Consider the following 24,821-nt stretch of genomic DNA (forward strand, 5'->3'; position numbering starts at 1 on the left):
GTATATTTGCACTTATCTTGATCACATTCTCTTTCTCACCTTGCCAATGCCCTGGAAAAAAGCGAATTTGGCGCCTTTTGCAGACAGGCATGGTTAACGCTTATGTGTTACACTGCCGCCATTGTATTCGTGAGTAGATAAAGATACGGATGTTTAAGAGTTTTTTTTCTATGGTAATTGTCGGCACCTTATGTGCCGCGAGCCTTACGGTATCGGCCGTCGAGGTGACCGAGCTGGATAAGAGCGTGATTAAGATCGCCGACCGCAGCCGGCAGGTGAAGAATCAGGCCTTGCAGCAGGCGATGCAAGAGGTCGTGTTGAAAAACACCGGCGATCGCGAAGTACTCAATGTGCCGCAGGTCAAGCAGGCTATTGCCGCACCGACTGCCTACATTCGTCAGTTCGGCTATCTGGAACAGGGCGGCGAACAGTATCTGCAGGCGTCATTTGATCACAGCAAGATCATCGGTTTGCTGCGACAAGCCGAGCTACCCGTGTGGGGCAAGCAGCGTCCCTTGACACTTCTCTGGCTGGTACAGGAAAACGAGGGCAAGCGTGAGCTGCTTAATGACTCATCAATGCTGGAAAGTCGTCGCTTGATTTCAGACTTGGCTCAGGCGCGAGGCGTGCCTATGTTATTGCCCATGATGGATCTCGATGATTCGATGGCGATCAGCGTCAATGACGTGAGAGGCATGTTTGCCGACCAGGTAGCCAAGGCGAGTCAGCGTTATGGCAGTGACTATTTTGTGATGGTCTCTATGGATAACCTGGCCGATGGTTTGGTGAACTTGAAGCTGGCACTCTATCCGGCGAGCAGCGAGCAGCCATTATTGAGTCCTCTGGCGACGCTATCGACTCAGGTTATGGGGATGGACGCCGCGATGACGGGGATCTTTGAGGCGATTAGCCAATATTATGTGGCACGTTATGCTATCGCCGATAGTGGCGAGGCCAATACCACTCAGCTCACCTTTGTCGATATCACTGATCGTCAGCAGCTGTTGGCGATTGAGAAATATCTGCATCAGCTCAGCGCCGTCAAGTCGGTGTCCCTCACTAAGCTTCAGGGGATCACTGCGGAGTTTTCGCTGCAACTGTTTGGCAGTGAGGAAGATCTGTATCGTTTGATCAGCCTGGAGCCCAAGATCCAGAGTCAGCCACAAACTAACAGCCAGCCAGGAGTCGGCGGCGATGAAATGGTCGATCCGTTATCGTCGTCACAGACTCCACGCCAAGAGTATATTTGGCAAGGGCATTAAGGTAAGCTGGGCGGCATTAAATGGTCGCCCTGGCTTTAACTCATAAGATTAGATCGAGATCCCTATACGTGTCACCCCATTCACCGGTACAACTCTCTTTACCCGTCTATCTGCCCGATGATGAGACCTTTAACAGTTACTATCCCGCGGCTGGTAATGACGAGCTGATCCAGAGCCTGCAGGCATGCGCCGAAGGAGATGCCAATAAGGCTGTGTATCTGTGGGGGCCGGTAAAAGCCGGACGTACACACCTGATGCACGCCACCTGCGCTAGGGCCAACGAGCTCAATCGCAGTAGCTTCTATCTGCCACTGGGTATTCATGCCAGTATTTCCACCGAACTGCTCGAGGGGCTAGAGTTGGTCGATCTCGTCTGTATCGATGATATCGATGCCATTGCCGGGCACCCCTTGTGGGAGGAGGCGCTGTTTGACCTCTATAACCGGGTGGCGGAGCAGAAACGCTGCGCCTTAGTGGTAAGTGCCAGTGCAACCGCCAGCGACGCAGGATTTGCCTTGCCGGATCTCGTGTCTCGGATGCAGTGGGGGCTGACCTATCAGCTGCAGCCTATGGCCGATGAGGAGAAGCTGGCGGCGCTCCAACGTCGGGCTGCGATGCGTGGCTTGCAGTTGCCCGAAGATGTTGGTCGCTTCCTGCTTAATCGTCTGGCGAGGGATCTACGTACCCTGTTCGACGTGCTCGATCGCTTGGACAAGGCCTCTCTGGTACATCAGCGTAAGCTAACCATTCCCTTCGTGAAAGAGATGCTACGCTTGTAGCACTTGTTTCGCTGTTAGGGTAAAGAATCACCGAAGATTACCCATAAAAAAGGCACCTCATGGTGCCTTTTTCGGTATCTGTGTAGGCTATTTCTTGCGCTTCTTCAATCCCAGGCCTAATTCCCGGCCACGGATGCGCGCGTAGAAGGGCAGGGTGACCATCAAGAGGCTCAACAGCGCCACCTCACAGATGGCGAACGCCAGCGCCGTCTCGGTGACATAGAGCAAGGTCAGGCCATGCAACATGTAGAGACAGATGATGAAGCTGGCCCAGGCATAGGTGTAGGGCTGGCCGGTCAAGATCCCCTTAAGCGGTGCCAGTAGGGGCAAGATCCACAGCAGGCTGAAGATCAACGAATATTGGCCGGTTAATCCTTGATTGCCAAACCAGGCGGTCATCATAAGTAGCAGCGCCACATAGGCGGCGCGGCTAATTTGGAACAGTGTCTTTGAGCTCATGTCGACTCGCAACCTTACAGGATGGCCAGTACGCTTTCTGGGGGTCTACCTATGGCCGCCTTACCATTAGCCAATACGATAGGACGCTCGATCAGCTTAGGAGTGTCGACCATGGCCTGGATCAGCGTCTCGTCGTCGGTGACTTCGGCAAGGTTCTGTGCCTTGTATTCCTCTTCCTTGGTACGCATCAGCTCACGGGGGGAGAGGCCCAGTTTTTCTAAGATGCTGCGGATCTCCACCTTAGTCAGTGGTGTCTTAAGGTATTCGATTACTTGGATATCGCAGGCTTTCTCTTCCAGCAGCGCCAGGGTCTGACGGCTTTTTGAACAGCGAGGGTTATGAATTATGCTTACTTGCGTCATGGCAGTTCTATCCATATCTAGAAATTTGCCGACATTCTACTGCAAAAGGTGAGCCGAGTCACAGCAAGATGGCCCACCTAACGCCTTAAAGTAGCTCGAGTTGTTTCTTAGACTGTTTGAACTGACGGATCCTGGCCTCGATCTTGGCCAGCTGCAGCGGATTTTTCTCCGACAGACGGTAGGCAAAGTTAAGCTGATCTATGGCGCCGTCATAGTCGGCGGCCAGCGCCATGGTTTCTGCCTTGGCAAAATGCTCCATGGCACGATTGCCTGTCTGTTTATAGGCATCGCTTAGCAGTTGTAACGGCAGCTGATTCTGCTTATCGAGGAAGATCATGTCTTCCAGCAGTGGGATGGCTTGCTTGGCCTGACCGTTTTCGATCAGCGCGTTGGCCAGGTTGATGTTAACCACCTGCGAGGTGGGCTTGAGCTTGCGCTCTTGCGTGAGCAGAGCGATCGCCTGTTGATGTTGATGGCGTTCCAGCAGGAGATCTGTCTTAGTGTCGATATAAAACAGGTTGTTGGGATCTTTTGCGAGCAGCTGGTCTATGATGACCTCAGATTCCTCTGCTTTCTCGGCGCGCAGCAGGGCGAGCGCCTTACCATACTGGGCCGCTTCCTCGAACTGGTAGCTATTCTTCCTCAGCTGGTCGTTAAACAGAGCCAGCGCCGCCTCTTCGCTGTAACTGGAGAAACGTACCTGGATGCGCGCCTTGGCGAGCTGAAAATCCAGGTTATCGGCCACATATCTGTGGGGATACTGGGCCGCGCGGTTTCTGGCCTCGGCTATTCGTGATTCCGGCAAGGGGTGGGTCAGCAACATCTGTGGTGGCTTAGTCGTGAAGCGGTAGCGAGTGGCCAGCTTAGAGAAGAAATCGGCCGCACCGTTAGGATCGAAGCCTGCATCGACCAAGATCTGCATGCCGATCCGATCTGCCTCTTTTTCGTGCAGGCGGGTGTAGTTGATCTGCGCCTGAGTCGCTAAGGCCTGAGTGGTCGCCATGGCGGCCATTCCCACCTGAGGTGCGGCTATGGTGAGCAAGATAGCGCCGAGTAGGCCGGCTATGGTCGCCGGAGAACTCTTCTGTTGCGCCTCGAGAGAGCGCGCCAGGTGTCTCTGGGTAACGTGGGTGATCTCGTGGCCCAATACCGAGGCTATCTGGCTCTCGTTATCGGCGTTGAGAAACAATCCCGTATGCACGCCCACATGGCCGCCGAAGAAGGCGAAGGCGTTGATCTCATCGTTTCTAAGCAGGAAGAAATAGAAGGGAGTCTTTACCCCAGTCGCATGGGCCACCAGACGGTTTCCCAGCTCGGTCAGGTATTGATTGAGTACGGGATCGTTAAGCATGGGGGCCGACGAGCGGATCACCCGCATGTAGGCATCGCCGTAGCTGTTTTCCTTCTCCAGGCTGAAGGTGTTCACCGCAGCGGTGCCGAGATCCGGTAGATCGTTGTTGGCAAAGCCTAGGGGGGCGATGGAGAACAGGGCCATCGACAAGGCGCCGGCAACCAGGGATTTTGCTTTATTCACTTTACTCAAACTTATCCTTAGCGATCTATTGATAACTGGGTCTGCTTACTTTGAACCAAATCGAGTCAATTAGTTCAGTTTGCCTGGAACTCGTGGCAAAGGCGTTGCCACCAATGTCTGCTTGTGGTTTCACTGGAGACTTAGGATAATAGCCCGAGTTTGCCTTTAGCAAGATCATTATGACTTTTATTGACTTAACCCACTACCGATGTCCCCTGGCCTTAGTTAAGCTAAAGATGGCCCTCAAACAGCTACCAAGCGGCGAAGTGCTGAGAGTTATGCTTAAAGACAACGGCTCGCGCCAGGATGTCCCCAGGTTTCTAAACAAGGCCAACTGGCAATATGTTGAGTTACAAAATGATGCAGAGATCTTGGTGTTATCGATAACGCGAGGCGACTAATTTTTACCCTTGGGGAGTTTCAAATATCGACCTTAACGAGTCTTTAGATAGAAATGAGTCTATAGATAGCAGAGGCGCCGATTAATTATTTTTCATGATGCTCGATGTTGCAGACCTAAGCGTTTAATTTACAGAGCGGTGGGTCTAGGTTTCTAAATAGGAAGAGTAGATGTTTTCAGTCATTACCAATTGGTATAAAGAGAGATTTAGTGATCCCCAGGCGGTGACCCTGATGCTGATTTTGCTCGGGATCGCCCTGACTATCTATTTTGCCGGGGGACTCTTGGCTCCCTTGTTGGTCGCCTTGGTATTGGCATTTCTGCTCGAATGGCCGGTGGCGCAGATGGTTAAGATCGGCATCAATCGCACCACGGGAGCCTCCCTGGTACTCGTGTTGTTTGTGGGGGTGATGCTGCTGATCACCTTCGGTCTGGTGCCCAGCATCTGGCGCCAGGGGGTAGCTCTGGTGACGGACCTGCCTACCATGCTGGATAAAGGTTTCATCACCCTCAAGGCCTTGGTGGAACAGTATCCGCAGTTTCTAAATGTCGAGCAGCTCGACGCCTCGGTCGGGGAACTCAAAAAGCTGCTGGATACTCAACACATATTGGATCTGGGTAAACAACTTATCGGCTACTCGGCCTCGCTTTTGGTACTCATGGTCTATGCCATCTTAGTGCCGCTGTTGGTGTTTTTCTTCCTCAAGGATAAAGATGAGCTGATCCGCGGCAGTAAGCGCTTCATTCCCGCCAACCGTGACCTGGCCCGTAAGGTGTGGCTGGAGATGAATCAGCAGATCTTTAACTACATTCGGGGCAAGGTGATCGAGATTGTGATCATAGGCGCCGCAAGTTATATCTTCTTCGCCATCATGGATCTGCGTTACGCCGCGCTGCTCGGGGTGTTAACCGGCTTCTCCGTATTGATCCCCTATGTGGGCGCAACCCTGGTGACACTGCCGATCGCTTTGGTGGCTTTCTTCCAATGGGGAATTAGTCCTGAATTTGGTTACCTGATGCTGGGCTACGGCATCATTCAGGCGTTAGATGGTAACCTGCTGGTGCCGATTTTATTTTCCGATGCAGTGGATCTCCACCCAGTGTTTATTATTGCGGCGGTATTGGTTTTCGGCGGACTCTGGGGGGTCTGGGGCGTCTTCTTCGCCATTCCGCTCGCCTCCCTGGTGAAGGCTGTGGTCAATGCCTGGCCTAAAGCCGATAAGCCTGAGCAGGAAAAGCCTAAGACAGAGGCCGAGCAGGGCGCACTCTAACCAGTATCCAAACGTTAAAGGAGCCGCGAGGCTCCTTTTTTATGGTCAGTTTTTATAGAAAGTGTTTGCGATTTATCTCAACGCCTGCTTGGCCGTTGCCGCCAGGGCGCGGTAGACCAAGGTCGTCTGCTTGGCCTTGATGTTCCAGTGTTGCCAGTAGAGGGGCACCTTCATGGTGCACTCTGGTGCGATCAGTTTTAACGCGCCGCTTTGCAGCAGGGGCTCGGCCTGAAGATGACCCACCAGGCCGTAACCCATACCCAGTAAGATAGCCTCCAGAAAGCTCTCGGAGGAGGGGATCTGGTGCTCGCGCCACTGCTCGGGCTCTATGGCAAAATGCTCCCCTAGAAACTTCTCATGCAGCTTATCTTTGGTGGAGAACACCACGGCCGGCGCCTGACGCAGACGGCTAGGGCTCACGCCATCGGCAAAATAGTCCCGAATAAAGTCCTCTGTGGCCACGCACAGGTACTCCATCTGTCCAAGGTACTCGCTGGAGCAACCCGTTAGTGGCGCCTCTGTGGTGGTCACACAGCCCACCGCCTCGCCGCTCTTGAGCAGATGGTGGGTGTATGATTCATCGTCGACAATCAGCTCCAGTAGCCAGCGATGGCGCTTAAACACTTCGGCGAGGGCGGGCAGAAACCAGGTGGCCAGGCTGTCGGCATTGACGGCTATCTTCACTACTGTGGGCAGCGATGGATCATCGGCGTCGATCTCGGCGCTGAGCTCACTCTCTAAGAGGCTCACTTGGGCATAGTGTCTGAGCAGGCGTTTGCCCATAGGGGTGGCCTGTACCGGATTGCTGCGGATCAGCAGAGTCTGACCGACTCTCTCCTCTAGCGCCTTGATGCGCTGAGATACGGCGGACTGGGTGATAAACAGGGCCTTTGCGGCGCGCTCGAAGCCGCCTTCGGCGATCACCACGCTCAAGGCTTTCAGGTGGGCGTAATCCAGCATCGAAACATCCAAATCATCATTATAAGTTTGACTAATGATACATTAAATTTATTAGTTGGGTTTATTTTTAGAAGATGGCTATGCTTGCGGCCTCATTATTCGTCGTGGTTTATCTGGAGTTTTCTCGTGCAAGCATTCATTCAAGGGATAGGCGTTGGTGGCAGCCTGATCATCGCCGTTGGGGCGCAAAACGCCTTCGTATTAAAGCAGGGGTTAAAGCGCGCCCATTCGTTGCCTATCGCCGCCCTATGTTCTTTTATCGATGCCGTGATGATCACCGCCGGTGTGGCAGGACTTGGCCATCTGATCCTGGCCTTTCCCTTAATCAAGGATATCGCCAGCCTTGGCGGCGCGGCCTTCTTGCTTGTCTATGGCGCTCAGGCACTGCGTGCCTCGTTCAATGCCCAGGGCCTGGATACCGAGTCGACTCAGGGGGCGGACACCCTGCGCGCCGCGTTGTTGACGACACTGGGGATCAGTTTACTTAACCCTCATCTGTATCTGGATACTGTGGTCTTGCTGGGCAGCATCAGCACTCAGTTTGAGCAGCAAGACAGGCATATGTTTGGCGCCGGCGCCGTACTCGCGTCCTTCGTGTGGTTCTTCGCCTTGAGCCTGGGCGCCAGGTATCTCACTCCGCTGTTTAAGCAACCAAAGGCCTGGTGCTATTTAGACAGATTCATCTTTGTGACTATGTGGAGTATCGCGGCGGCGCTGCTGTGGCCCTACGTTAAGGCCATGATGGGCTAATTGGTTGTTAAGCTGATTGGTTGATGGGCTAGTATTTAACGAATCTTTAGATAGTAAAAAAGCCGGCATTGCCGGCTTTTTTTATCGAATGCTAACTGGCGTTAGCTGTTTTCTTGAATATATTTCAAGACAACTTCGTGGTGGTCTTTGGTTTTGAATTTGTTGAAGATATGTTCGATGTTGCCGCTTTCATCGATAAGGAAAGAGGTGCGTACCACGCCCATGTTTTCACGACCCATGAATTTCTTGAGTTGCCAAACACCATAAGCTTCGCATACGGCATGATCTTCGTCCGCGAGCAAGGTGAAGTTCAACTCCTGTTTGTTTGTGAAGTTTGTGAGCTTCTTCGGTGTATCAGGGCTAATTCCAATAATCACAACATTCAGTTCATCAAGCTCTGATTTAGTGTCCCTTAGCGCACAAGCTTGAACAGTACAACCAGGTGTAGAGGCTCTTGGGTAAAAGTAAACGAGAACTTTCTTGCCTTTAAAATCGGCAAGGGAAACTGATTCATCATTTTGGTTCTGTAGGGTAAAGTCGGGGGCCATTTCGCCCTGGGTTAAGGTTTTCATAGATCGTCCTTAGGTTGTGTTTCGATACCCTGCATACGTTCGATATGGCAGCTTAGGTTCATCTCTTCTGCGAGGGCGGCGATAGTTTGTTCGAGTTTTTCGATATCGACCTTCTCTGGCACGTTGATGGTTAAGAAGACATTCTGTACCGGCTCGCCGTCTGGGGTTTCCTCGGCGTGGGAGCGCACTGCGGCAAGATCCAGTGAGCGATCCGCCAGGAATTGGGTAATACGCTTCATGGTGCCGCGCTGGTCTGTACCGTTGAAGGTCACTTCGAGGCGAGACACATAGTTTGGCGGCGTGTGCTGGGAGCAGCGCTTCATTACCGTTAGCAGGCCGAGCTCGACACTCAGGGCGGGGAGGCTGGCTTCCATCTTAGTGATCGATGCCCATGCGCCTGAAATCATCATGATCAAGGTAAACTCACCGCCAAAGAGGGCCATACGGCTATCGACGATATCGCAATCGCATTCGCTGGCTAGTCTGGCAAATTTACTGACGATACCAGGACGATCAGAACCCAGTGCGGTAACGACCAGATGATTGGACATGAAATTCCCCCATTGATTGGTAACTCGTTGTACAAATAAGCGTCGATTGAATAATGTCGGCGTTTTTTAGGTGGCTTATGCTATCACAAGTAATCAGTTTTGAGATCCCTGTCGTGATAAAGAGTCAAACATTTGACCTATCGGCAGCGGTGTTATCATTCTCCGTGATCTAGGGATACTTATGCTTGTTTTTACCTGTGAGCATCAGTACCATAGCCAGTCCTGAATCCTTGGGGAAATCACATGATAAACGGAAGCATCGTAGCCTTAATCACACCCATGAATCGTGATGGCTCAGTCGATTATGCAAGTCTCGAGAAGTTGGTTGAGTACCATATTGAACAGGGTACTGACGCCATCGTTGCCGTCGGCACAACCGGCGAATCTGCCACTTTACCTCTTTCAGAACATATTGACGTGGTTGCCCACACGGTAAAATTTGCCGCGGGACGCGTCCCGGTGATCGGTGGTAATGGCGCAAACGCCACCGCCGAAGCGATCGAGCTCACCAAGGCACAGGCCAACCTGGGCGTGGCCGCCATGTTAGGTGTGACGCCATACTATAACAAACCCTCGCCTAAGGGCCTGGTTGCCCACTACAGCGCCGTTGCGGCCGCTACCGATATCCCACAAATTCTCTACAACGTGCCCGGCCGTACCTCTGTGGATATGTTGCCCGAAACCGTAGCTCAGTTGGTCGAAGTGCCAAACATCATAGGGGTGAAAGAGGCGACTGGCGATCTTAGTCGCGTGGCTAAACTGCGAGAGTTATGCGGTGATGACTTCATGCTCTACAGCGGCGATGATGCCACGGCCCGTGAATTCCTTTCCCTGGGTGGTAATGGTGTGATTTCCGTAGCCAACAACATAGTGCCTAAGCAGTTTAAGCTGATGTGTGACGCGGCCCTCAAGGGCGATCTCGAAGCGGCCCTCAAGGCCGAGGCGCCAATGAAGGAGCTGTTCAGCGCGCTGTTTTGCGAGGCCAACCCGATTCCTGTGAAATGGGCTGCGCATCGCATGGGACTGATCAATCAGGGACATATTCGCTTACCGTTAACGGAACTTTCCGAGCAATATCATGGTCTGTTGCTAGAAGCGATGAAGAATGCCGGAATAGAGGTTCAATAATTAGATGCTAAAGCAAGTCACCCCAATTCTACTGGTTGCCGCCGTAACGGCCTGCAGCACGCCTATCGACAGACGTCAGGCCAATGGCAATGACGAGTATGCCAATGTGACGGCTCAGCCCAAACTGGTGATCCCAGCAGGATTGAATCAGCCGAAGTACAACACAGAGTATGATATCCCTGAGGTCGGCAGCAAGGTCGACAAGACACTTGTCGGCAAGAAGCTCGATATTCGTCCGCCGCTGCAGGTGCTGCCGATGGCAGAAGGTACCCATGTCGAGGAGTCGAGCGATAGCATCAAGATCGTGGTCGAGTCTATCGATAACGATATCGATCTACGCAACGAGATGTTCAGCATCTTGGATGAATATTTTAGTCGCCACGAGATCAAGATCCTCAAAGAGGACAGAGAAAGTGGTGTGATCGAAACCGATTGGATAGAAAATCAAGAGATTATCGATTCTTCTATGTGGGGTGCAGATGAAGTCTATTCGGTGCGTCAACGCTATCGCTTCAGCGTTAATGTGCGTCCACATGGCCGTAGCGGTAATCTTGCTATCGAATTAATTGAGCATGAAGAGAGCTTCGATGGTAAGGCGCAAGATATCCTGCTCACCGGCGAAGATAAGCGCCGCTACACTGTGGATATGCTCAACAACACCATCGCCTACATGAGCGTCAAGCGTGCTAAGGCGATCAAGGCGAAACGCTTGCGTGAAAGTCTGGGTATCGATGTGGCTCTAGTGAAGGCGCCAGAAGTGGCCGAAAACGAAACGACAGAGCAAAGCTACTGGTTGGCGGATGCTGGCTACAGCCGCACCTGGGATCGCCTGCGTATCGTCTTGCCGGAAATGGGTTTCGAGATCGTCGATTTGGATAGCAACAAAGGGCTTTACTATATCAATGTGAGTGACGATTCCGGTTTCTGGAGCTCGTTATGGAGCGATAAGAAGCTGCCGATCAAGGAAGGCTCTTATCGTCTACAGATAGAGCAGGACACTAACGATGAGACCAAGACCCGCATCTACCTTAAAGATAAGGAAGATAGTCCTGTGAGCAATGAAGTGGTCGAGGCTGTCTATGACGGTATGGCCGAGCTGATGAGCGAAGACCGTAAGGTCAGATAATTTCAGTGATTCATTAAGAAAAGAGGCCGCTTGGCCTCTTTTTTTTGCCTGTATACACAGCAAAAGACAGTAAGGCCAACCCCTGTTGGGTTAATCGGTTTTTGGATGGCGAGTCGGCAATCCATGCCATATAGTTAGTGGGACTGTCACACATAAGTTTGATGGAGCTAGTTAGCCGAGGTTGAGATGCCAGCTAAGGTGCCACTGCAGGATGTAGATGCAAAATACCTGAAGATCATCAGCGAGTTTGCCATCGATATGCTCTCGCTGAGCGGTGTCGATGAGATCCTCTGGCATCTGGCCAAGAATGTGGTGTCTCAGCTCGGATTCGATGATGTGGTTGTCTACCTGTTAGATCCTGAGCGAAATGTTTTGATGCAAAAGGCGACTTTCGGCGCCAAGAATCCCTGCGGTCATGAGATCCTGTCGCCAATCGAGCTCAAGTTGGGTGAAGGCGTGGTCGGCACGGTCGCCAAGACCAAGCAGCCGTTGATCGTTGCCGATACCCGACTGTTTCCTAACTATATTGTCGATGATGCGCCCAGACTCTCCGAACTCGCCGTGCCTATCTTGATGGATGGGGAGGTGATAGGGGTGATAGATACCGAACATCCCAAGAAGAATTTCTATACCTCGCAACATGAACGTATTCTTTTTGCGCTTGCCTCCATTACCGCGTTGAAGATCCACAAGGCTAATAACCTGGTGACGCTGCAAAAGCGGGTCGCGGCATTGGAATTTGCCAGTAAGATCCAAGATACCCTGTTCGCCATTGCGGAGATCATCTTCGAGACCGACTCGATTAAGGCCTTCTATCATAAGCTGCATGTTTGTACCGCCCGCCTGATCCGGGCCGACAACTTCTATGTTGCGCTACTCAGCGAGGATGGTCGCAGGTTACGTTTTCCCTATCATGTGGATCAATATGACGAGCTATATGATGATGCGGAGATAAGCGTCTCGCCTTCTCAGCTTGGGCTCGCAAGTTACGTGCTGTTAAAAAATAGGCCTCTGCTCGCCGATGAAACCCAGCTAGAGGAGATGGTTAGTCAGGGAGACATAGTTATCAATGGTGTCATGCCAAAGACCTGGCTCGGGGTACCCTTTGGCGATGAGGCATTTCGCGGGATCCTTGTGGTGCAGAGTTATCACGGTAGTCACCGTTACGGCGAGACAGACAAACAGCTGATGGTGTTTGCCGCTAAACATATAGGCAACGCCATCAGTCGCATGAATTTTAAGGCCCACCTTACCGAGATAGCCCTTTATGATTTCCTGACCAAATTGCCTAATCGTACCCTGTTCATCGATAGGCTCAATCAGGCCATTGGTAAGCTCACGCTTAGGGTCGGTGATAGTGGTGCCTGTTCTGGCCTGGGGTTAGTGCTGCTGGATATCGACCATTTTAAAGCGGTTAATGATGCCTATGGTCATCATATGGGTGATGAGCTGCTCAGGGAATTTGCTCAGCGCATGGACAAGGCGAAAGGCAAAGACGACACCCTCAGTCGACTTGGAGGCGATCAGTTTGGTCTGTTGTTGCTGGGTATAGACTCAGAGGAGGAGTGCCGTCAGCGCGTCGAAGGCTTACATCAGCAGATGCTAGAAGTGTTAAATCTGGGAGGGATCTCTATTACCCTGTCGGTCAGTCTAGGCCTGGTCTGTTGTTTCTCTGGGACGGTGAGCGCGGCAGATCTGATGCGCCGCGGCGATCAGGCGCTATTTAGAGCCAAGTTAATGGGCAGACATAGGCTGTGTGTGTTTGCGTCGGGTGAGCAGGCCGAGCTGCAGGAAGAACAGATCTGCCAGGAGTTTCGCCAGGCGGCCAGCCAGGGGGGGCTCTACTTAAGTTTTCAGCCCCAATATCGACTCAAAGACGGCGGTATCATGGGGGCCGAGGTGTTACTGCGTTGGGAGCATCCTAAGCTTGGCGTTATCTCGCCCCGGCGACTACTCGCTCCCTTGCGGCGTCAAGGCGAGTTAGAGCTGATCGATGCCGTGGTTGCTAAACTTGTGCTTGCTCACCTCAAGCAGTATCGCGGCGCCTACCCAGAGGGCTTTCGGCTCAGTGTGAACATTGCTGGAGATGGTAGCGCCTTGTTTGAGGAGCTGGAAACACTGGCTGGGCAGGGGGAGCTGGCGAGCTTGCTGGGGATAGAGATCCCTGAGTCCAGTCTGGCTACCGCCTACGATCAAGTCGGACCTTGTATCGCCAGGGCGAGGGCACTCGGTGTATTGGTGAGCCTGGATGATGTAGGGGCCAGTCATTCGACCTTCAGTTATCTGCAGCAGTATCGGTTAGATCGTCTCAAGATAGCACAGGGGCTGGTGAGTCCTATGGAGATGGCTTATGACAACCAGTTCATCTTAGAAACACTGATCAGCCTGGCAAGCAGCCTCGACATCGAGACACTGGCGCTGGGGATCGAGACCCGGGCCCAGTATCGGGTGATGCAGGCGTTAGGGTGCGACTATGGGCAGGGCGAATTTATGAATCCCTGTGTCGACGAGGATAACCTCCTGCTTATGCTGACAGAATCGCATCTGTATAGATGATCTGCCGGGTTGAATCGTTATCGATGAGATACCCTTTTGCGCCCTGAGGTAAGCAAGGTTGTTAATCATATGTTAAGTTTGTAAGTAAAGGTAAAACGCCTTGAAGCACCGATATTCCTAGGTACACTACCGATAACATAACGCCCATTCTCTCGGAAGATTGATGAAAAAAACGATAATAATCTCAATGCTTTTAGCGGCAGGCGCCGCCACCTATTATTTCACTCAGCAAACCGATTCACCCAAGGGACCACGCACTCGTCCTACGCCGAATGTGGTGATCGCTAAGGCGGAAATGCAGCCTATTCGAGACGAGGTCGAGGCTCTGGGTACCGGCAAAGCTAACGAATCTATCACAGTGACCCCTAAGGTGACCGACATGGTGACCGAGATTAACTTCGATGATGGTCAGATGGTGGATAAGGGCCGGCTATTGGTGCGTCTGCAAGACAGAGAGCAGAGCGCCCGGGTGACAGTGGCTCGGGTAAAGATGAAAGATCATCAGCGTGAACTGGCACGTATTAGCTCCCTGGTGACCAGCCAGACGGTGGCGGCATTAGAACGCGATCGCCTGCAGACATTGATTGATACCGCCAAGGCCGAATTAGAGCAGGCAGAATCGGCCCTCAAAGACAGACGCATACTGGCACCGTTTTCCGGGCGCCTCGGCCTGCGTCAGGTGAGTAAGGGCAGCCTGGTGACCCCAGGTACAGTTATCACCACTCTAGATGATATCTCGACCATTAAACTGGATTTCTCGGTGCCAGAGCGCTTCCTGCAGTCCCTGGCGATCGGCAAGTCGGTGGAGGCCAGCGCCGTGGCCTTCGAAGGTGAGCTGTTCACCGGCAAGGTCGTATCCGTCGATAGCCGCGTCAATCCCACTACTCGCGCCGTAACTGTGCGCGCCGAGATCCCCAACAAAGATCTGCGGCTGCTGCCCGGCATGTTGATGAAGGTGAAGCTGATTAAGCAGAGCCGAAATGCGCTCATCATCCCAGAGGCGGCTATCATTCCCATCCAGCGCGATCATTTCGTCTATCTGGTGAATGATGAGAATGTGGTTGAGCGTCGTCAGGTACAACTGGGCCTGCGTAAGCGTGGCTGGGTTGAGATAGTCGATGGCGTTGAGGTTGGCGAGCAGGTGATGGTGCGCGGCATTCTCAAGGTGCGTCCAGGTGACACAGTCAAGGTTCAGTACAGTGAACATTTCAGTTTCAACCAACAAGCTAAGGTGGAGCCGCTAGCATGATCTTGACGGATTTGTCGGTAAAACGACCGGTTTTTGCGTCCGTCATCAGCATGTTATTAATTGCCTTCGGTCTGGTCTCCTTCGAAAAGCTCCCACTGAGGGAGTATCCCAATATCGATCCGCCGATCGTCTCGGTGCAAACCAACTATCGCGGCGCCAGCGCAGCCGTGGTAGAGAGTCGTATCACCCAGCTGGTGGAAGACAGGATCAGCGGCGTCGAGGGGATCCGCAACATCAACTCCTCAAGTAGCGACGGTCGCTCCTCTGTGACCCTGGAGTTCGATGTCGGCCGAGATATCGAGGCGGCGGCCAACGATGTGCGCGATCGCATCTCGGGTCTGCTCAACAACTTACCGGAAGAGGCCGATCCCCCAGAGGTGCAGAAGGCCAATGGTGGTGATGAGGTGATCATGTGGCTCAACTTGGTCTCGGATCAGATGAACACCTTGCAGCTCACCGACTATGCCCGCCGGTACCTGGTCGATCGCTTCTCGGTGATCGACGGCGTGGCCAATATTCGTATCGGTGGCGGTAAGGTGTACGCCATGCGGGTGTGGATAGACAGGCAAGCCCTGGCGGCGCGAAACCTGACGGTGTCGGATATCGAATCTGTGCTGCGCTCGGAAAACGTCGAGCTACCGGCCGGTTCGGTGGAGTCTCAAGACAGACACTTCACCGTGCGCCTGGAGCGTACCTTCAAGACCGCGGAAGATTTCAACAATTTGGTGCTGGCCGAAGGGGAGGATGGTTACCTCATCAAGCTGGGTGATGTGGCTAAGGTGGAGATAGGCTCGGAAGAGGAGCGCATCACCTTCCGCGGTAACCGTGAGGCCATGATAGGCCTGGGGATCTCCAAGCAGTCGACCTCTAACACCCTGGAAGTTGCCCGCGCCGCCAATGCCCTGGTCGATAAGATCAACCCAACGCTGCCCGCCGGCATGGAGATCAAGCGCTCCTACGACAGCTCTGTGTTTATCGAGGCTTCTATCAAGGAGGTTTATCAGACCCTGTTTATCGCCATGTTCCTGGTGATAGTCGTGATCTATCTCTTCCTGGGCAGCGTGCGCGCCATGTTGATCCCGGCGCTGACGGTGCCTGTGTCGCTCATGGCAACCTTTATCGTGCTCTATGCCCTAGGTTACACCATTAACCTGCTGACCCTGCTGGCGATGATTCTGGCCATAGGTATGGTGGTGGATGATGCCATCGTGGTGCTGGAAAACATTCACAGACGTATCGAGGAGGGAGACTCCCCGTTAAAGGCGGCCTACTTAGGTTCACGTGAGGTGGCCTTTGCCGTGGTGGCGACCACCCTGGTCTTGGTGGCCGTGTTTATGCCTATCACCTTCCTCGAGGGGGATCTGGGTAAGCTCTTTAAGGAGTTCGCGGTGGCCATGAGCGCCGCGGTGATCTTCTCGAGTCTGGTGGCGCTGACCCTGAGCCCCATGATGTGCTCTAAGTTGCTTAAGCCTGCCGGTCAAGACCCTTGGCTGGTGCGTAAGATAGATGCGGGCATGGACTGGCTCTCGGCCGGTTACCGTGCGACCCTCAAGCGTGCCATGACCCATCCCTTTATCGTCAGTTCGTTGGTGGTTATCGCCTTGGGGATCAGTGGTTACCTGATGACTAAGGTGCCGCAAGAGTTTGCACCCAGGGAAGATAGGGGCTCAATGTTCCTGATCGTCAACGGTCCTCAGGGGGCAAGTTTCGAGTATATCAGCCCCTATATGGATGAGATCGAGGAGCGTCTGATGCCGCTGGTGGATAGCGGCGAGATCAAGCGTCTACTGATCCGTGCGCCTCGCGGCTTCGGTCGCAGTGCCAACTTCTCTAACGGCATGGCAATTATCGTGCTGGAAGACTGGGCAACTCGCCGCAGCGCGTTTGAGATCATAGGCGACATTCGTGCTCGTCTGTCGGATCTGGCCGGTGTGCGAGCCTTTCCCGTGATGCGTCAGGCTTTTGGCCGTGGCGTGGGTAAGCCGGTGCAGTTTGTGCTGGGAGGGCCGAGTTATGCCGAGATCGCCAAGTGGCGTGACATACTGCTGGAGAAGGCCAAGGAGAATCCTAATCTGGTCGGGCTGGATCATGACTATCAGGAAACTAAGCCCCAGCTGAGGGTGGTTATTGATAAGGACAGGGCGGCAGATCTCGGGGTCTCCATCTCTCACATAGGCAGAACCCTAGAGTCTATGCTTGGCTCACGCTTGGTGACCACCTTCATGCGCGGCGGCGAAGAGTATGACGTGATCATCGAGGGTAACCGGGATAATCAGAATACCGCTAGCGATCTGAGCAACATCTATGTGCGCTCAGACAGAAGCCGCGAGCTGATCCCTTTGGCCAACTTGGTGTCGGTGGAGGAGTTTGCCGATGCCAGTCAGTTGAACCGTTATAATCGTATGCGGGCCATCACCATAGAGGCCAACCTGGCCGATGGCTATAGCCTGGGTGAGGCGCTCGATTATCTCAACAATCTGGCATACACCTATCTGCCGGCCGAGGCGGTGATTAGCTACAAGGGGCAATCCCTGGATTATCAGGAATCCGGCAGTTCTATGTATTTCGTCTTCCAGCTGGCCCTGGGGATCGTCTTTTTGGTGCTCGCGGCCCAGTTCGAGAGCTATATTCACCCTATGGTGATCATGCTCACCGTGCCTCTGGCCACCTTGGGTGCCCTTATCGGTCTCTGGGTGACGGGCCAGAGTCTGAACATCTATAGCCAGATCGGCATCATCATGCTGGTGGGGCTGGCGGCCAAGAATGGTATCTTGATCGTGGAGTTCGCCAACCAGTTGCGGGATAAGGGGATCGAGTTCGACAGTGCCATCATCCAGGCGGCCAGTCAGCGTCTACGCCCTATCTTGATGACGGGGATCACCACGGCGGCCGGGGCTATCCCGTTGGTAATGGCACAGGGGGCGGGCGCCGAGACCCGTTTCGTCATCGGCGTGGTAGTCTTGTCGGGCATTATTCTTGCGACCTTCTTTACCCTTCTGGTGATACCTGTTGCCTACGGCCTGATAGCCAGAAATACAGGTTCGCCTGAGGAGATCAGCCAGCGACTGGACGCCGAACTTGCTCAGGATCAACACCATGCATCAGGCTTAAGAAACGCCGACTAGCTAAGTTAAAAGGCCAATCCTCAGATTGGCCTTTTTTGTCACTATTACCCATAGCCGGTTTAATGAGAAGTGGCGTATCTGGTTTTGCCTTCTGTCATGTCAGCTTGACAGTTGGTAACAAGAAAATCACATACAAAAGGGTTTGACCACTAAGGTCTCATTAACAAGGCGGGCCGACTATAGTAGGGTGGGATCAAAACTAAGTTGCAACAGGGAGAATGCAGATGACATTATCAATCGAGGCTAAGCATCAGCCTAAATCGGCGCCGGCGACGCTGCAGAAGAATGCCATTCGAGTCGATGGACGACTGACTATGAGCCGTGAAGCGCTCGACTTTAAATCTTACAGTTCTGACTGCCTCTATGGTCCATATCACCTGCCGTTGAAGGATATTGTTAAGGTGGAGACTTGCTGGGGTAAGGGCGCCGGGATCTTACCCATTACCCACGATGGGATCCAGGTAACCTTGGGTAATGGTGAGCGTTACCAGTTTATCGTGGCCGATCCCGATGCCTGGATTGAGAGTCTCTCGGCATAGCGCCGCCAGGTAATTCAGAGGTAGCGACTCGCTAATCTCTACCAGAGACTTATGCTAATAATAAAGGCTGGCCCTGTCAGTGCTAGCCTTTTTGATCCCAACGCGACTCCTTATCCTAATTCTTTTCCTTCTAATTGCTATCCTGCAGCGCGTTTATCTCACTGTGCTCCTCGCGAACTCTGCCGTTATCTCAACTTACTGTCATCTAATTGGGCCGTGCAACCCGCTGTATCCGCAAAGCCTCATTGCGTTAAGCATGAAATCACGAATAGTCGGGCAGCATTGAATCTACACAGAGTCGCCACTCCTTTTCAGTCTATTACCCTGATTGACATTTCTTGACGCAAAAAGTTTGTCATAGGTAAGGCCTTTGTAATTAATCTGTTAAGGAAGTTTATGTTAATTAAAAAACGCAATTGGAAATTGGCACTGCTCGGTGGCGCGGCGCTGTTAACCTCGGCCTGCGGTTCGGGTGAGTCGAGTAGCGACGCGGCGGCCTATATTCAGTTCTACAACGCGTCACCAAACAGTGTGGCGACTCATCTGGTGCTAGATGAATATGCCTATACGGCCGTTGATTTTAGTGATGCCTTGCCCAGATATGAATATCCTCAGGGGGAGACCGACGCCGCTATTCGCGGCTACGATGTCGCTGGTGACAGTATCGATCTCCATGAGTTTACGCTTGACCTACAGGATGGCGATAACCGATTGTTCGTGCTTGTCGGCGACTATGAGAGCAGTGAATATCTGGATATTCGTTATGAGCGCAGCGAGATGGATGGCATTAACGACGATGATGACAGCGACGAGAGCAAGATGGCCTTGCTGGTCGTGCATGGGGCCATGGGTGAGGGTGCCTATGATCTCTATCTGGCCAAGGCGGCAGCAGAATTTAGTGAGGCGGAGCCGTTAGGGAGCCTTAGCTACAAAGAGCACACAGAGGCGTTAATGCTGGACACAGGTGAATATGTGCTTTATCTGACAGAGCCGGGAAGTCGTGAGCCTGTGTTTCGTACCGGTACCATGATATTGACCAGTGAGACGGTCAATAAGCTGATCATTCACAACAGTTTTGGCCCGGGGGAGCCTAAGTTGGTGGTCGACAATGTCGACTCAACCGGCACGCCTGTGGGGTATGTGAATCTGGATGCCGATGCCGAATATCGGGTCTACAACGCCCTCAATCAAGAGAATACCATCGATCTGCAGCTTGACAGCGATGCCCAGAGTACCAAGTTGTCGGCCTTGGCGCCGCACACCCTTAGTGGCTTTAACCTGATAGATTACAACGACTATGGGGTCAGGGTGTTTGCCAGTGGGTCAAGTGACTTGCTGGCCAACAACCTTCTGGTGACCTTTAATCAGGATGAGAGCAAGACATTGGTGATCTATGACGATCAGTCTGGACAGACGCGGGGCATGACGATTGCTCACGATCATAGGCCGAGCGCCTTTGAACATACACTATCTGTGGCTAACCTCATCGACACCTATGACAGCCTGGATCTCTATTTTGTGCGCCAAGGGGAGACAATAGATACGGCCGTTTATAAGTTGACTTATCTAAGCTTTACTGAGCTGGCGCAGATCAAGCTGCCGACGGGCGACTATGACATCAGCCTGGTTCATCAGGAAGACAATGGCACTCTCACTTTGGTGTATCAATCAGATGCGCAGGCGATCGATAAGACTGGTAACTACACCTTAGTGCTGAGCCGGGACGACTGCCAGCCGCTGGGCCACAGGGCGATGTTGTTCCAGTAGTGAGTCGTTCACAAAAGTTGTGGTAAATAAAAAAGGCTTACCCGAGTAAGCCTTTTTTTATGTCGATTCGCATTACTATCGAGCCTAGGGTTTATCTTAGTCTGGGCGATTTGAAGAGTCTGCCTTCTGCTTTACCCCTTGGCTTTTAGCTTGGTTTTCAGCCCGATCTACACTCTGGTTTTCAGTCTGGTTTTCATCTTTCGCCGTGTGCTGTTTCTGCTGGGGCTTACCAAATGGCGGCAACTTAAACTTGTTGCTGTATTTAAGCACCGCCAGGTTGCTGGCGATCACCCCGAGCACCAAGATGATGATGAGCCAGACTTCGAGACTCGACATTAGTAATCTCCCTTACTCACTCAGTATTGGCTAGTCCACTGCCAGACGGGCTTCACAGACGCGAATATCTTCCGGGGTATCGACCTCGGGCGAGTCGAAGGCGCTGATGGCAACCTTGATCTTGTAACCGTGTTCCAGCGCACGCAGCTGCTCTAGCTTTTCGAGATCTTCTAAACGGCCCAGCGGCAGCTTGTTGAAGGTTCTGACAAACTCGCGGGTGTAGGCATAGACGCCAAGGTGCTTGTATACAGGGTAGTCATCAGTGTCGCGGCCGAAGGGGATACGGGCGCGAGAGAAATAGAGGGCGTTAAACTCGTTGTCGAACACCATCTTGACGTGTTTGGGATCGTTAAGCTCGTGCTCTTCGGTGATCTCATAGCCTAGGGTCGCCATACCGAATTCCCCTGGGTGACGCTCAAACAGGGTGATGATCTGCTCGATAGAGATGGGATCGATAAGTGGCTGATCGCCCTGCAGGTTGATCACCAGGTCCTCGTCCGCTAAACCAAGCTGAGTGATGGCATCCTCGATTCTGTCGGTACCGGAGGCAGCCTTCTCATCTGTCATGACCACCTTGCCGCCAAAGGCTTCGACGGCCTCCTTGATGCGCAGATCGTCGGTGGCTACATAGATGGCGGTTAAGCCTTTTGCCAAAGCCGCACGCTCGTATACATGCTGGATCATCGGCTTACCGTTAATCGGCGCCAAGGGCTTACCCGGAAAACGGCTAGAGCCATAGCGTGCTGGGATTAACAGAGTCACATTCATTTGGATATACCTATCAGTTACAGTGTGCTCAAGCATAAGAGAAGGGGCTCACTTGGAGCCCCTCACACCTTGAGCTTACAGGTTAGATTCGACGGAACAGTTTAGTCAACATCTCGTCGGTAACTTTCTCTTCCCAACCTTCGCCGTAGACGTTAGCCCACAGTGGCCCCATGCTCTTAGTGACGGCAACCATCTTAGCGATGGTTTCATCCGGCAGGTCTTTACAGATGTTCTTAGGCAGGGTGATGTTGTGCTTGTCCATCATCTGACGGAACTCGGCGACACCTTCAGGGTAGAACTCTTCCAGCACGTCGAACGCCAGACAGTTACCTATACCATGGTGATAACCCAGTACATAGCCTAGGCCGTAAGAGACGGCGTGACAGGCGCCAACCTGGCTATAGGCGATGCTCATGCCGCCCATGTATGAGGCCATCATCAGCTTGTCATCTTTCTCTGGGTGATCGTCCAGGAAGACTTCGCGGCAAAGATCCATCGACTTCTCGGCGAAGGCTTTGGCAAATTCGTTCAAGAAGGTGCCTTGTAGCGATTCGACACAGTGGATGTAGCAATCCATACCCGTATAGAACCACTGATCTGTCGGTACGCCGTCGATCAGCTCTGAATCCATGATGATCTGGTCAAATACAGTGTAGTCAGAGTTCAGACCTAGCTTACGTACCGGGCCACAAAGTACTGCTGTGCGAGAAGCCTCGGCGCCTGTACCTGAAACCGTTGGGATACCGATATGGTGAACGGCAGGGTTCTTGATCAGATCCCAACCCTGATACATGGCGCTGCCACCCGGGTTGGTCAGCATGAGTGAAACTGCCTTGGCCAGATCCATGGTGGAACCGCCACCCAGACCGATAACGCTAACGGGTAGCTTGCTGTTAAAGGCTTGTACCTGTTCGGTCAAATCATCAACCTGCTTAGTGGTTGGCTCGTCGTCTACGTTGACGTAGATCACTAAGTCCTGTGGCTTAGCGGGTACGCGCTGGGCGAGGGGCTTGTCCTGATGCACATCGTCTACCAGGAAGACCACGAAGTCTTCGCCTTGCTTACGCTCTTCCTCGAGCACGGTATCGAGCTGCGCGAATGAACCACGACCAAAGATCATTTTTGGTACGCATTTGAAATTTTTAAAACTCATTACAGCATTCTCCATTGAGACATCTAGTGTAAAAAGTAACGTCGCAGAGCCGAACGGGCCGCTGCGACAGGGAATTTGAGAGACGCTAATTAAGCGGCAAAGGCACGCTTGATGTTCTCGATGCGCTGGGCGATCTCTTCTTCAGTCCAAGAGAGTTTGATCAGCATCGAAATGGTGCGGCTCATGATGGCGTCTGACTTAGGCACAGACACCTGAGTATAGTCAGGTTTGTCGTCGATTAATGTGATCGGCAGAGCGGCTGGAGATTTAAGCTCTTGAATGTGCTTCCAGTTTGATAGGTAGTGCCAGTTGTTCACGTACCAGTAGAAGCAACCGTCAACGCCGTTTTCGGCCAGTTTCTTGTTGATCTCTTGGGTGCGTTCTTCGGTCGGTAGCATGAAGCTCAGGAAACCAGCTGAGTCGCCTTCAGGATCTGGGATCTCACGGAAGCTCACCTCAGGTAGCTCGGCCATGGCGTCTTTCAGCAGCTTCTTGTTCTTGCGCTGAATGTCGATGATGGTATCTAGCTTACGCAGCTGTGCCAGACCCATCGCCGAGTTCATCTCTGAGATACGGAAGTTCAGGCCCATGATAGGGTGGCCTTCTGCGCCGCGATCGTTGCCGACATGGTCATGGCCATGGTCAGAGAACATGTGGGCGTGGCCATAGATGGTGTCACTGTTGGTGATCACCGCACCGCCTTCACCACAGGTGATGGTCTTAACAGAATCGAATGAGTAGCAGCCTACGTCACCGATAGTACCAAGCGCCTGGCCCATATAGCTGCCGCCGATGGCCTGACAGGCATCTTCAAGCAGTACCAGGTCATGCTTTTCACAGATAGCCTTGATCTCATCCATCTTGGCCATAGAGCCACACATGTGAACCAGGTTTACAGCCTTGGTACGTGGTGTAATAGCGGCTTCGATGCCTTCTGGAGACAGACACAGTGTCTCGTCGATTTCGGCAAATACGGGAACGGCGCCGGCCATGAACACGGCTTCAACAGAGGCCACGAAGGTAAATGGTGGAACGATCACTTCATCGCCTGCGCCGATACCTGCGGCGGCCAGGGCAGTTTGCAGTGCAGCGGTACCGCTAGAGAGCAGGTGGGCGTGTTTGACATTCATCTTCTCGCAGAGCAGTTGCTCCATCTCACGCGTTTTCCAACGATCATTACGCATGTGATCAAAGTTGTAACGGAAGGTAAAACCGTTCTCCATTACGTCAGCAACTTCCTGTTTCTCTTCAGGACCAAATAATTCAAAACCAGGCATGGAATAGTTCCTTAGCATTCGCTGCGCCCGCGGCGCGAAAAATAAATCAATGCGAATTATAAACGCGATGGGTGTAAAACTGCGATGTTTATTAAGGAATATTTACCGAAATAAGCGGCTTTTTTTTGCTTTTAGGCGGGTGGCGTTAGCGATAGCGCATGATTTGACCATCATGCGCTCTGCGTACTGGTTGGCAAGGGGGAAGGGGTCACCTGTGGCTAAAGGTCTCGTTGTCTACCGTGACGTCGAGATCCGACAGCAGGCCGTTTTCGACACTGTAGATCCAGCCGTGTACCGCCACCTTATGGCCGCGTTCCCAGGCGTCTTGCACTATGGTGGTGCTGGCGACATTGCCGACCTGCTCGATGACGTTGAGCTCACACAGGCGATCGAAGCGGGTCTTCTCATCAAGCTCGGCAAGTTCCTTAGCGTGTAGGCGATGGATATCGCGGATATGACCCAGCCAGTTGTCGATGAGTCCAAGGCGTTCGTTGCCCATGGAGGCCTTAATGCCGCCGCAGCCATAGTGGCCGACCACCATGATATGTTTAACCTCGAGCACCTCGACGGCATATTGCAGCACAGAGAGGCAGTTGAGATCCGTATGTATCACCATGTTGGCGATGTTACGGTGAACGAACACCTCGCCTGGCATGAGATCGATGATCTGGTTCGACGGTACCCGGCTGTCGGAGCAGCCTATCCAAAGATACTCAGGGTTTTGCTGTTGGGCTAGTTGCTCGAAGAACTTTGGGTTTTCTTCAAGGATGCGGTTGGCCCAGCGGCGGTTGTTGTCGAACAAAGGTTTAAGTAGTTTCATTTAGTTAAAATCTTGGCTATGAAGAAGATTCTGCGGGGCTGCATTCTAGCACCAATCATTTGCCCTGCTGGTCTACT

General features: G+C 52.8%; 23 protein-coding genes. 12 read left to right on the plus strand and 11 right to left on the minus strand.

The genetic code is table 11. The annotated features are described in order from the left end of the window. Positions 1-149: 149 nt before the first annotated feature. The gene (locus tag GNT65_RS00785) at positions 150-1,262 is read left to right on the plus strand and encodes a DUF2066 domain-containing protein (RefSeq protein ID WP_160793234.1); all 1,113 of its coding nucleotides are present in this window, start codon (positions 150-152) and stop codon (positions 1,260-1,262) included. Between the two features lie 20 nt (positions 1,263-1,282). Then, entirely contained in the window at positions 1,283-2,041 is a 759-nt protein-coding gene (gene hda / locus GNT65_RS00790; RefSeq protein ID WP_181006101.1) for a DnaA inactivator Hda, read from the plus strand. 87 nt (positions 2,042-2,128) lie between these two features. On the opposite strand, the gene GNT65_RS00795 is transcribed toward hda, so the two are convergent. The 3 genes from GNT65_RS00795 to bepA all read right to left on the minus strand — a co-directional run bounded on the left by GNT65_RS00795 (position 2,129) and on the right by bepA (position 4,405). Further along, positions 2,129-2,500, minus strand: a complete 372-nt coding sequence (locus tag GNT65_RS00795) for a DUF2069 domain-containing protein (protein WP_160793236.1) — start codon at positions 2,498-2,500, stop codon at positions 2,129-2,131. Between the two features lie 14 nt (positions 2,501-2,514). Further along, positions 2,515-2,862: an arsenate reductase (glutaredoxin) gene (gene arsC / locus GNT65_RS00800; RefSeq protein WP_160793237.1), complete on the minus strand. Its 348-nt coding sequence runs from the start codon at positions 2,860-2,862 to the stop codon at positions 2,515-2,517. Positions 2,863-2,947: 85 nt separating this feature from the next. Then, positions 2,948-4,405, minus strand: a complete 1,458-nt coding sequence (gene bepA / locus GNT65_RS00805; RefSeq protein WP_160793238.1) for a beta-barrel assembly-enhancing protease — start codon at positions 4,403-4,405, stop codon at positions 2,948-2,950. A gap of 170 nt (positions 4,406-4,575) precedes the next feature. Between bepA and GNT65_RS00810 the strand changes: the two genes are divergently transcribed. Both GNT65_RS00810 and GNT65_RS00815 read left to right on the plus strand, forming a co-directional pair. Then, positions 4,576-4,797, plus strand: a complete 222-nt coding sequence (locus GNT65_RS00810) for a sulfurtransferase TusA family protein (protein ID WP_160793239.1) — start codon at positions 4,576-4,578, stop codon at positions 4,795-4,797. Between the two features lie 169 nt (positions 4,798-4,966). Then, positions 4,967-6,067 carry an AI-2E family transporter gene (locus GNT65_RS00815; protein ID WP_160793240.1) on the plus strand — a complete coding sequence of 367 codons (1,101 nt, stop codon included), beginning with the start codon at positions 4,967-4,969 and terminating at the stop codon, positions 6,065-6,067. A 72-nt stretch (positions 6,068-6,139) separates the two neighbouring features. On the opposite strand, the gene GNT65_RS00820 is transcribed toward GNT65_RS00815, so the two are convergent. Beyond that, positions 6,140-7,027 carry a LysR family transcriptional regulator ArgP gene (locus GNT65_RS00820; RefSeq protein ID WP_160793241.1) on the minus strand — a complete coding sequence of 296 codons (888 nt, stop codon included), beginning with the start codon at positions 7,025-7,027 and terminating at the stop codon, positions 6,140-6,142. A 126-nt stretch (positions 7,028-7,153) separates the two neighbouring features. On the opposite strand from GNT65_RS00820, the gene GNT65_RS00825 reads away from it, so the two are divergent. After that, the gene (locus tag GNT65_RS00825) at positions 7,154-7,777 is read left to right on the plus strand and encodes a LysE/ArgO family amino acid transporter (RefSeq protein WP_160793242.1); all 624 of its coding nucleotides are present in this window, start codon (positions 7,154-7,156) and stop codon (positions 7,775-7,777) included. 101 nt (positions 7,778-7,878) lie between these two features. Here GNT65_RS00825 and bcp read toward each other — a convergent pair whose 3' ends face one another. Together bcp and GNT65_RS00835 are read right to left on the minus strand one after the other, a co-directional pair. Beyond that, entirely contained in the window at positions 7,879-8,349 is a 471-nt protein-coding gene (bcp, locus tag GNT65_RS00830) for a thioredoxin-dependent thiol peroxidase (protein ID WP_160793243.1), read from the minus strand. After that, a complete protein-coding gene (locus GNT65_RS00835; protein ID WP_160793244.1) occupies positions 8,346-8,900 on the minus strand; it encodes a glycine cleavage system transcriptional repressor in 555 nt (184 codons plus the stop codon). Before GNT65_RS00835 ends, bcp begins: the two co-directional genes overlap by 4 nt. Before the next feature lie 243 nt (positions 8,901-9,143). Between GNT65_RS00835 and dapA the strand changes: the two genes are divergently transcribed. The 7 genes from dapA (at position 9,144) to GNT65_RS00870 (ending at position 20,390) form a co-directional block, all read left to right on the plus strand. Beyond that, on the plus strand, positions 9,144-10,028 hold the full coding sequence (gene dapA, locus GNT65_RS00840) for a 4-hydroxy-tetrahydrodipicolinate synthase (RefSeq protein WP_160793245.1): 885 nt from the start codon (positions 9,144-9,146) through the stop codon (positions 10,026-10,028). A gap of 4 nt (positions 10,029-10,032) precedes the next feature. Beyond that, the gene (bamC, locus tag GNT65_RS00845) at positions 10,033-11,154 is read left to right on the plus strand and encodes an outer membrane protein assembly factor BamC (protein ID WP_160793246.1); all 1,122 of its coding nucleotides are present in this window, start codon (positions 10,033-10,035) and stop codon (positions 11,152-11,154) included. A gap of 186 nt (positions 11,155-11,340) precedes the next feature. Beyond that, the gene (locus tag GNT65_RS00850) at positions 11,341-13,710 is read left to right on the plus strand and encodes an EAL domain-containing protein (protein WP_160793247.1); all 2,370 of its coding nucleotides are present in this window, start codon (positions 11,341-11,343) and stop codon (positions 13,708-13,710) included. Positions 13,711-13,873: 163 nt separating this feature from the next. Then, positions 13,874-14,959, plus strand: a complete 1,086-nt coding sequence (locus GNT65_RS00855) for an efflux RND transporter periplasmic adaptor subunit (RefSeq protein WP_160793248.1) — start codon at positions 13,874-13,876, stop codon at positions 14,957-14,959. Continuing rightward, complete coding sequence (locus GNT65_RS00860) at positions 14,956-18,084, plus strand: efflux RND transporter permease subunit (RefSeq protein WP_160793249.1); 3,129 nt, start codon at positions 14,956-14,958, stop codon at positions 18,082-18,084. Before GNT65_RS00855 ends, GNT65_RS00860 begins: the two co-directional genes overlap by 4 nt. Positions 18,085-18,308: 224 nt before the next feature. Continuing rightward, on the plus strand, positions 18,309-18,623 hold the full coding sequence (locus GNT65_RS00865; RefSeq protein ID WP_239880806.1) for a hypothetical protein: 315 nt from the start codon (positions 18,309-18,311) through the stop codon (positions 18,621-18,623). A 396-nt stretch (positions 18,624-19,019) separates the two neighbouring features. Next, positions 19,020-20,390, plus strand: a complete 1,371-nt coding sequence (locus GNT65_RS00870; protein ID WP_160793251.1) for a hypothetical protein — start codon at positions 19,020-19,022, stop codon at positions 20,388-20,390. Between the two features lie 96 nt (positions 20,391-20,486). On the opposite strand, the gene GNT65_RS00875 is transcribed toward GNT65_RS00870, so the two are convergent. The 5 genes from GNT65_RS00875 to can form a co-directional block, all read right to left on the minus strand. Continuing rightward, positions 20,487-20,726 carry a DUF2897 family protein gene (locus GNT65_RS00875; RefSeq protein ID WP_160793252.1) on the minus strand — a complete coding sequence of 80 codons (240 nt, stop codon included), beginning with the start codon at positions 20,724-20,726 and terminating at the stop codon, positions 20,487-20,489. Between the two features lie 30 nt (positions 20,727-20,756). Then, entirely contained in the window at positions 20,757-21,494 is a 738-nt protein-coding gene (kdsB, locus tag GNT65_RS00880; protein ID WP_160793253.1) for an 8-amino-3,8-dideoxy-manno-octulosonate cytidylyltransferase KdsB, read from the minus strand. An 82-nt stretch (positions 21,495-21,576) separates the two neighbouring features. Next, complete coding sequence (gene kdnB, locus GNT65_RS00885) at positions 21,577-22,647, minus strand: 3-deoxy-alpha-D-manno-octulosonate 8-oxidase KdnB (protein WP_160793254.1); 1,071 nt, start codon at positions 22,645-22,647, stop codon at positions 21,577-21,579. 89 nt (positions 22,648-22,736) lie between these two features. Further along, complete coding sequence (gene kdnA / locus GNT65_RS00890) at positions 22,737-23,924, minus strand: 8-amino-3,8-dideoxy-alpha-D-manno-octulosonate transaminase KdnA (RefSeq protein ID WP_160793255.1); 1,188 nt, start codon at positions 23,922-23,924, stop codon at positions 22,737-22,739. A gap of 208 nt (positions 23,925-24,132) precedes the next feature. After that, complete coding sequence (gene can, locus GNT65_RS00895; protein WP_160793256.1) at positions 24,133-24,744, minus strand: carbonate dehydratase; 612 nt, start codon at positions 24,742-24,744, stop codon at positions 24,133-24,135. Positions 24,745-24,821: the final 77 nt, after the last annotated feature.

The organism is Shewanella insulae (assembly GCF_009831655.1).
GTDB classification, from domain to species: Bacteria; Pseudomonadota; Gammaproteobacteria; order Enterobacterales; family Shewanellaceae; genus Shewanella; species Shewanella insulae.

Excerpts from the sequence above, each read along its gene's own strand:
- hda (WP_181006101.1), top strand. The coding sequence starts at position 1,283 with ATGGTCGCCCTGGCTTTAACTCATAAGATTAGATCGAGATCCCTATAC.
- bamC (WP_160793246.1), top strand. The coding sequence starts at position 10,033 with ATGCTAAAGCAAGTCACCCCAATTCTACTGGTTGCCGCCGTAACGGCC.
- GNT65_RS00795 (WP_160793236.1), bottom strand. The coding sequence starts at position 2,500 with ATGAGCTCAAAGACACTGTTCCAAATTAGCCGCGCCGCCTATGTGGCG.
- GNT65_RS00855 (WP_160793248.1), top strand. The coding sequence starts at position 13,874 with ATGAAAAAAACGATAATAATCTCAATGCTTTTAGCGGCAGGCGCCGCC.
- GNT65_RS00865 (WP_239880806.1), top strand. The coding sequence starts at position 18,309 with ATGACATTATCAATCGAGGCTAAGCATCAGCCTAAATCGGCGCCGGCG.
- GNT65_RS00810 (WP_160793239.1), top strand. The coding sequence starts at position 4,576 with ATGACTTTTATTGACTTAACCCACTACCGATGTCCCCTGGCCTTAGTT.
- kdnB (WP_160793254.1), bottom strand. The coding sequence starts at position 22,647 with ATGAGTTTTAAAAATTTCAAATGCGTACCAAAAATGATCTTTGGTCGT.
- GNT65_RS00820 (WP_160793241.1), bottom strand. The coding sequence starts at position 7,027 with ATGCTGGATTACGCCCACCTGAAAGCCTTGAGCGTGGTGATCGCCGAA.
- GNT65_RS00815 (WP_160793240.1), top strand. The coding sequence starts at position 4,967 with ATGTTTTCAGTCATTACCAATTGGTATAAAGAGAGATTTAGTGATCCC.
- GNT65_RS00860 (WP_160793249.1), top strand. The coding sequence starts at position 14,956 with ATGATCTTGACGGATTTGTCGGTAAAACGACCGGTTTTTGCGTCCGTC.
- can (WP_160793256.1), bottom strand. The coding sequence starts at position 24,744 with ATGAAACTACTTAAACCTTTGTTCGACAACAACCGCCGCTGGGCCAAC.
- bcp (WP_160793243.1), bottom strand. The coding sequence starts at position 8,349 with ATGAAAACCTTAACCCAGGGCGAAATGGCCCCCGACTTTACCCTACAG.
- GNT65_RS00785 (WP_160793234.1), top strand. The coding sequence starts at position 150 with ATGTTTAAGAGTTTTTTTTCTATGGTAATTGTCGGCACCTTATGTGCC.
- arsC (WP_160793237.1), bottom strand. The coding sequence starts at position 2,862 with ATGACGCAAGTAAGCATAATTCATAACCCTCGCTGTTCAAAAAGCCGT.
- GNT65_RS00850 (WP_160793247.1), top strand. The coding sequence starts at position 11,341 with ATGCCAGCTAAGGTGCCACTGCAGGATGTAGATGCAAAATACCTGAAG.
- kdnA (WP_160793255.1), bottom strand. The coding sequence starts at position 23,924 with ATGCCTGGTTTTGAATTATTTGGTCCTGAAGAGAAACAGGAAGTTGCT.
- GNT65_RS00835 (WP_160793244.1), bottom strand. The coding sequence starts at position 8,900 with ATGTCCAATCATCTGGTCGTTACCGCACTGGGTTCTGATCGTCCTGGT.
- GNT65_RS00875 (WP_160793252.1), bottom strand. The coding sequence starts at position 20,726 with ATGTCGAGTCTCGAAGTCTGGCTCATCATCATCTTGGTGCTCGGGGTG.
- dapA (WP_160793245.1), top strand. The coding sequence starts at position 9,144 with ATGATAAACGGAAGCATCGTAGCCTTAATCACACCCATGAATCGTGAT.
- GNT65_RS00870 (WP_160793251.1), top strand. The coding sequence starts at position 19,020 with ATGTTAATTAAAAAACGCAATTGGAAATTGGCACTGCTCGGTGGCGCG.
- kdsB (WP_160793253.1), bottom strand. The coding sequence starts at position 21,494 with ATGAATGTGACTCTGTTAATCCCAGCACGCTATGGCTCTAGCCGTTTT.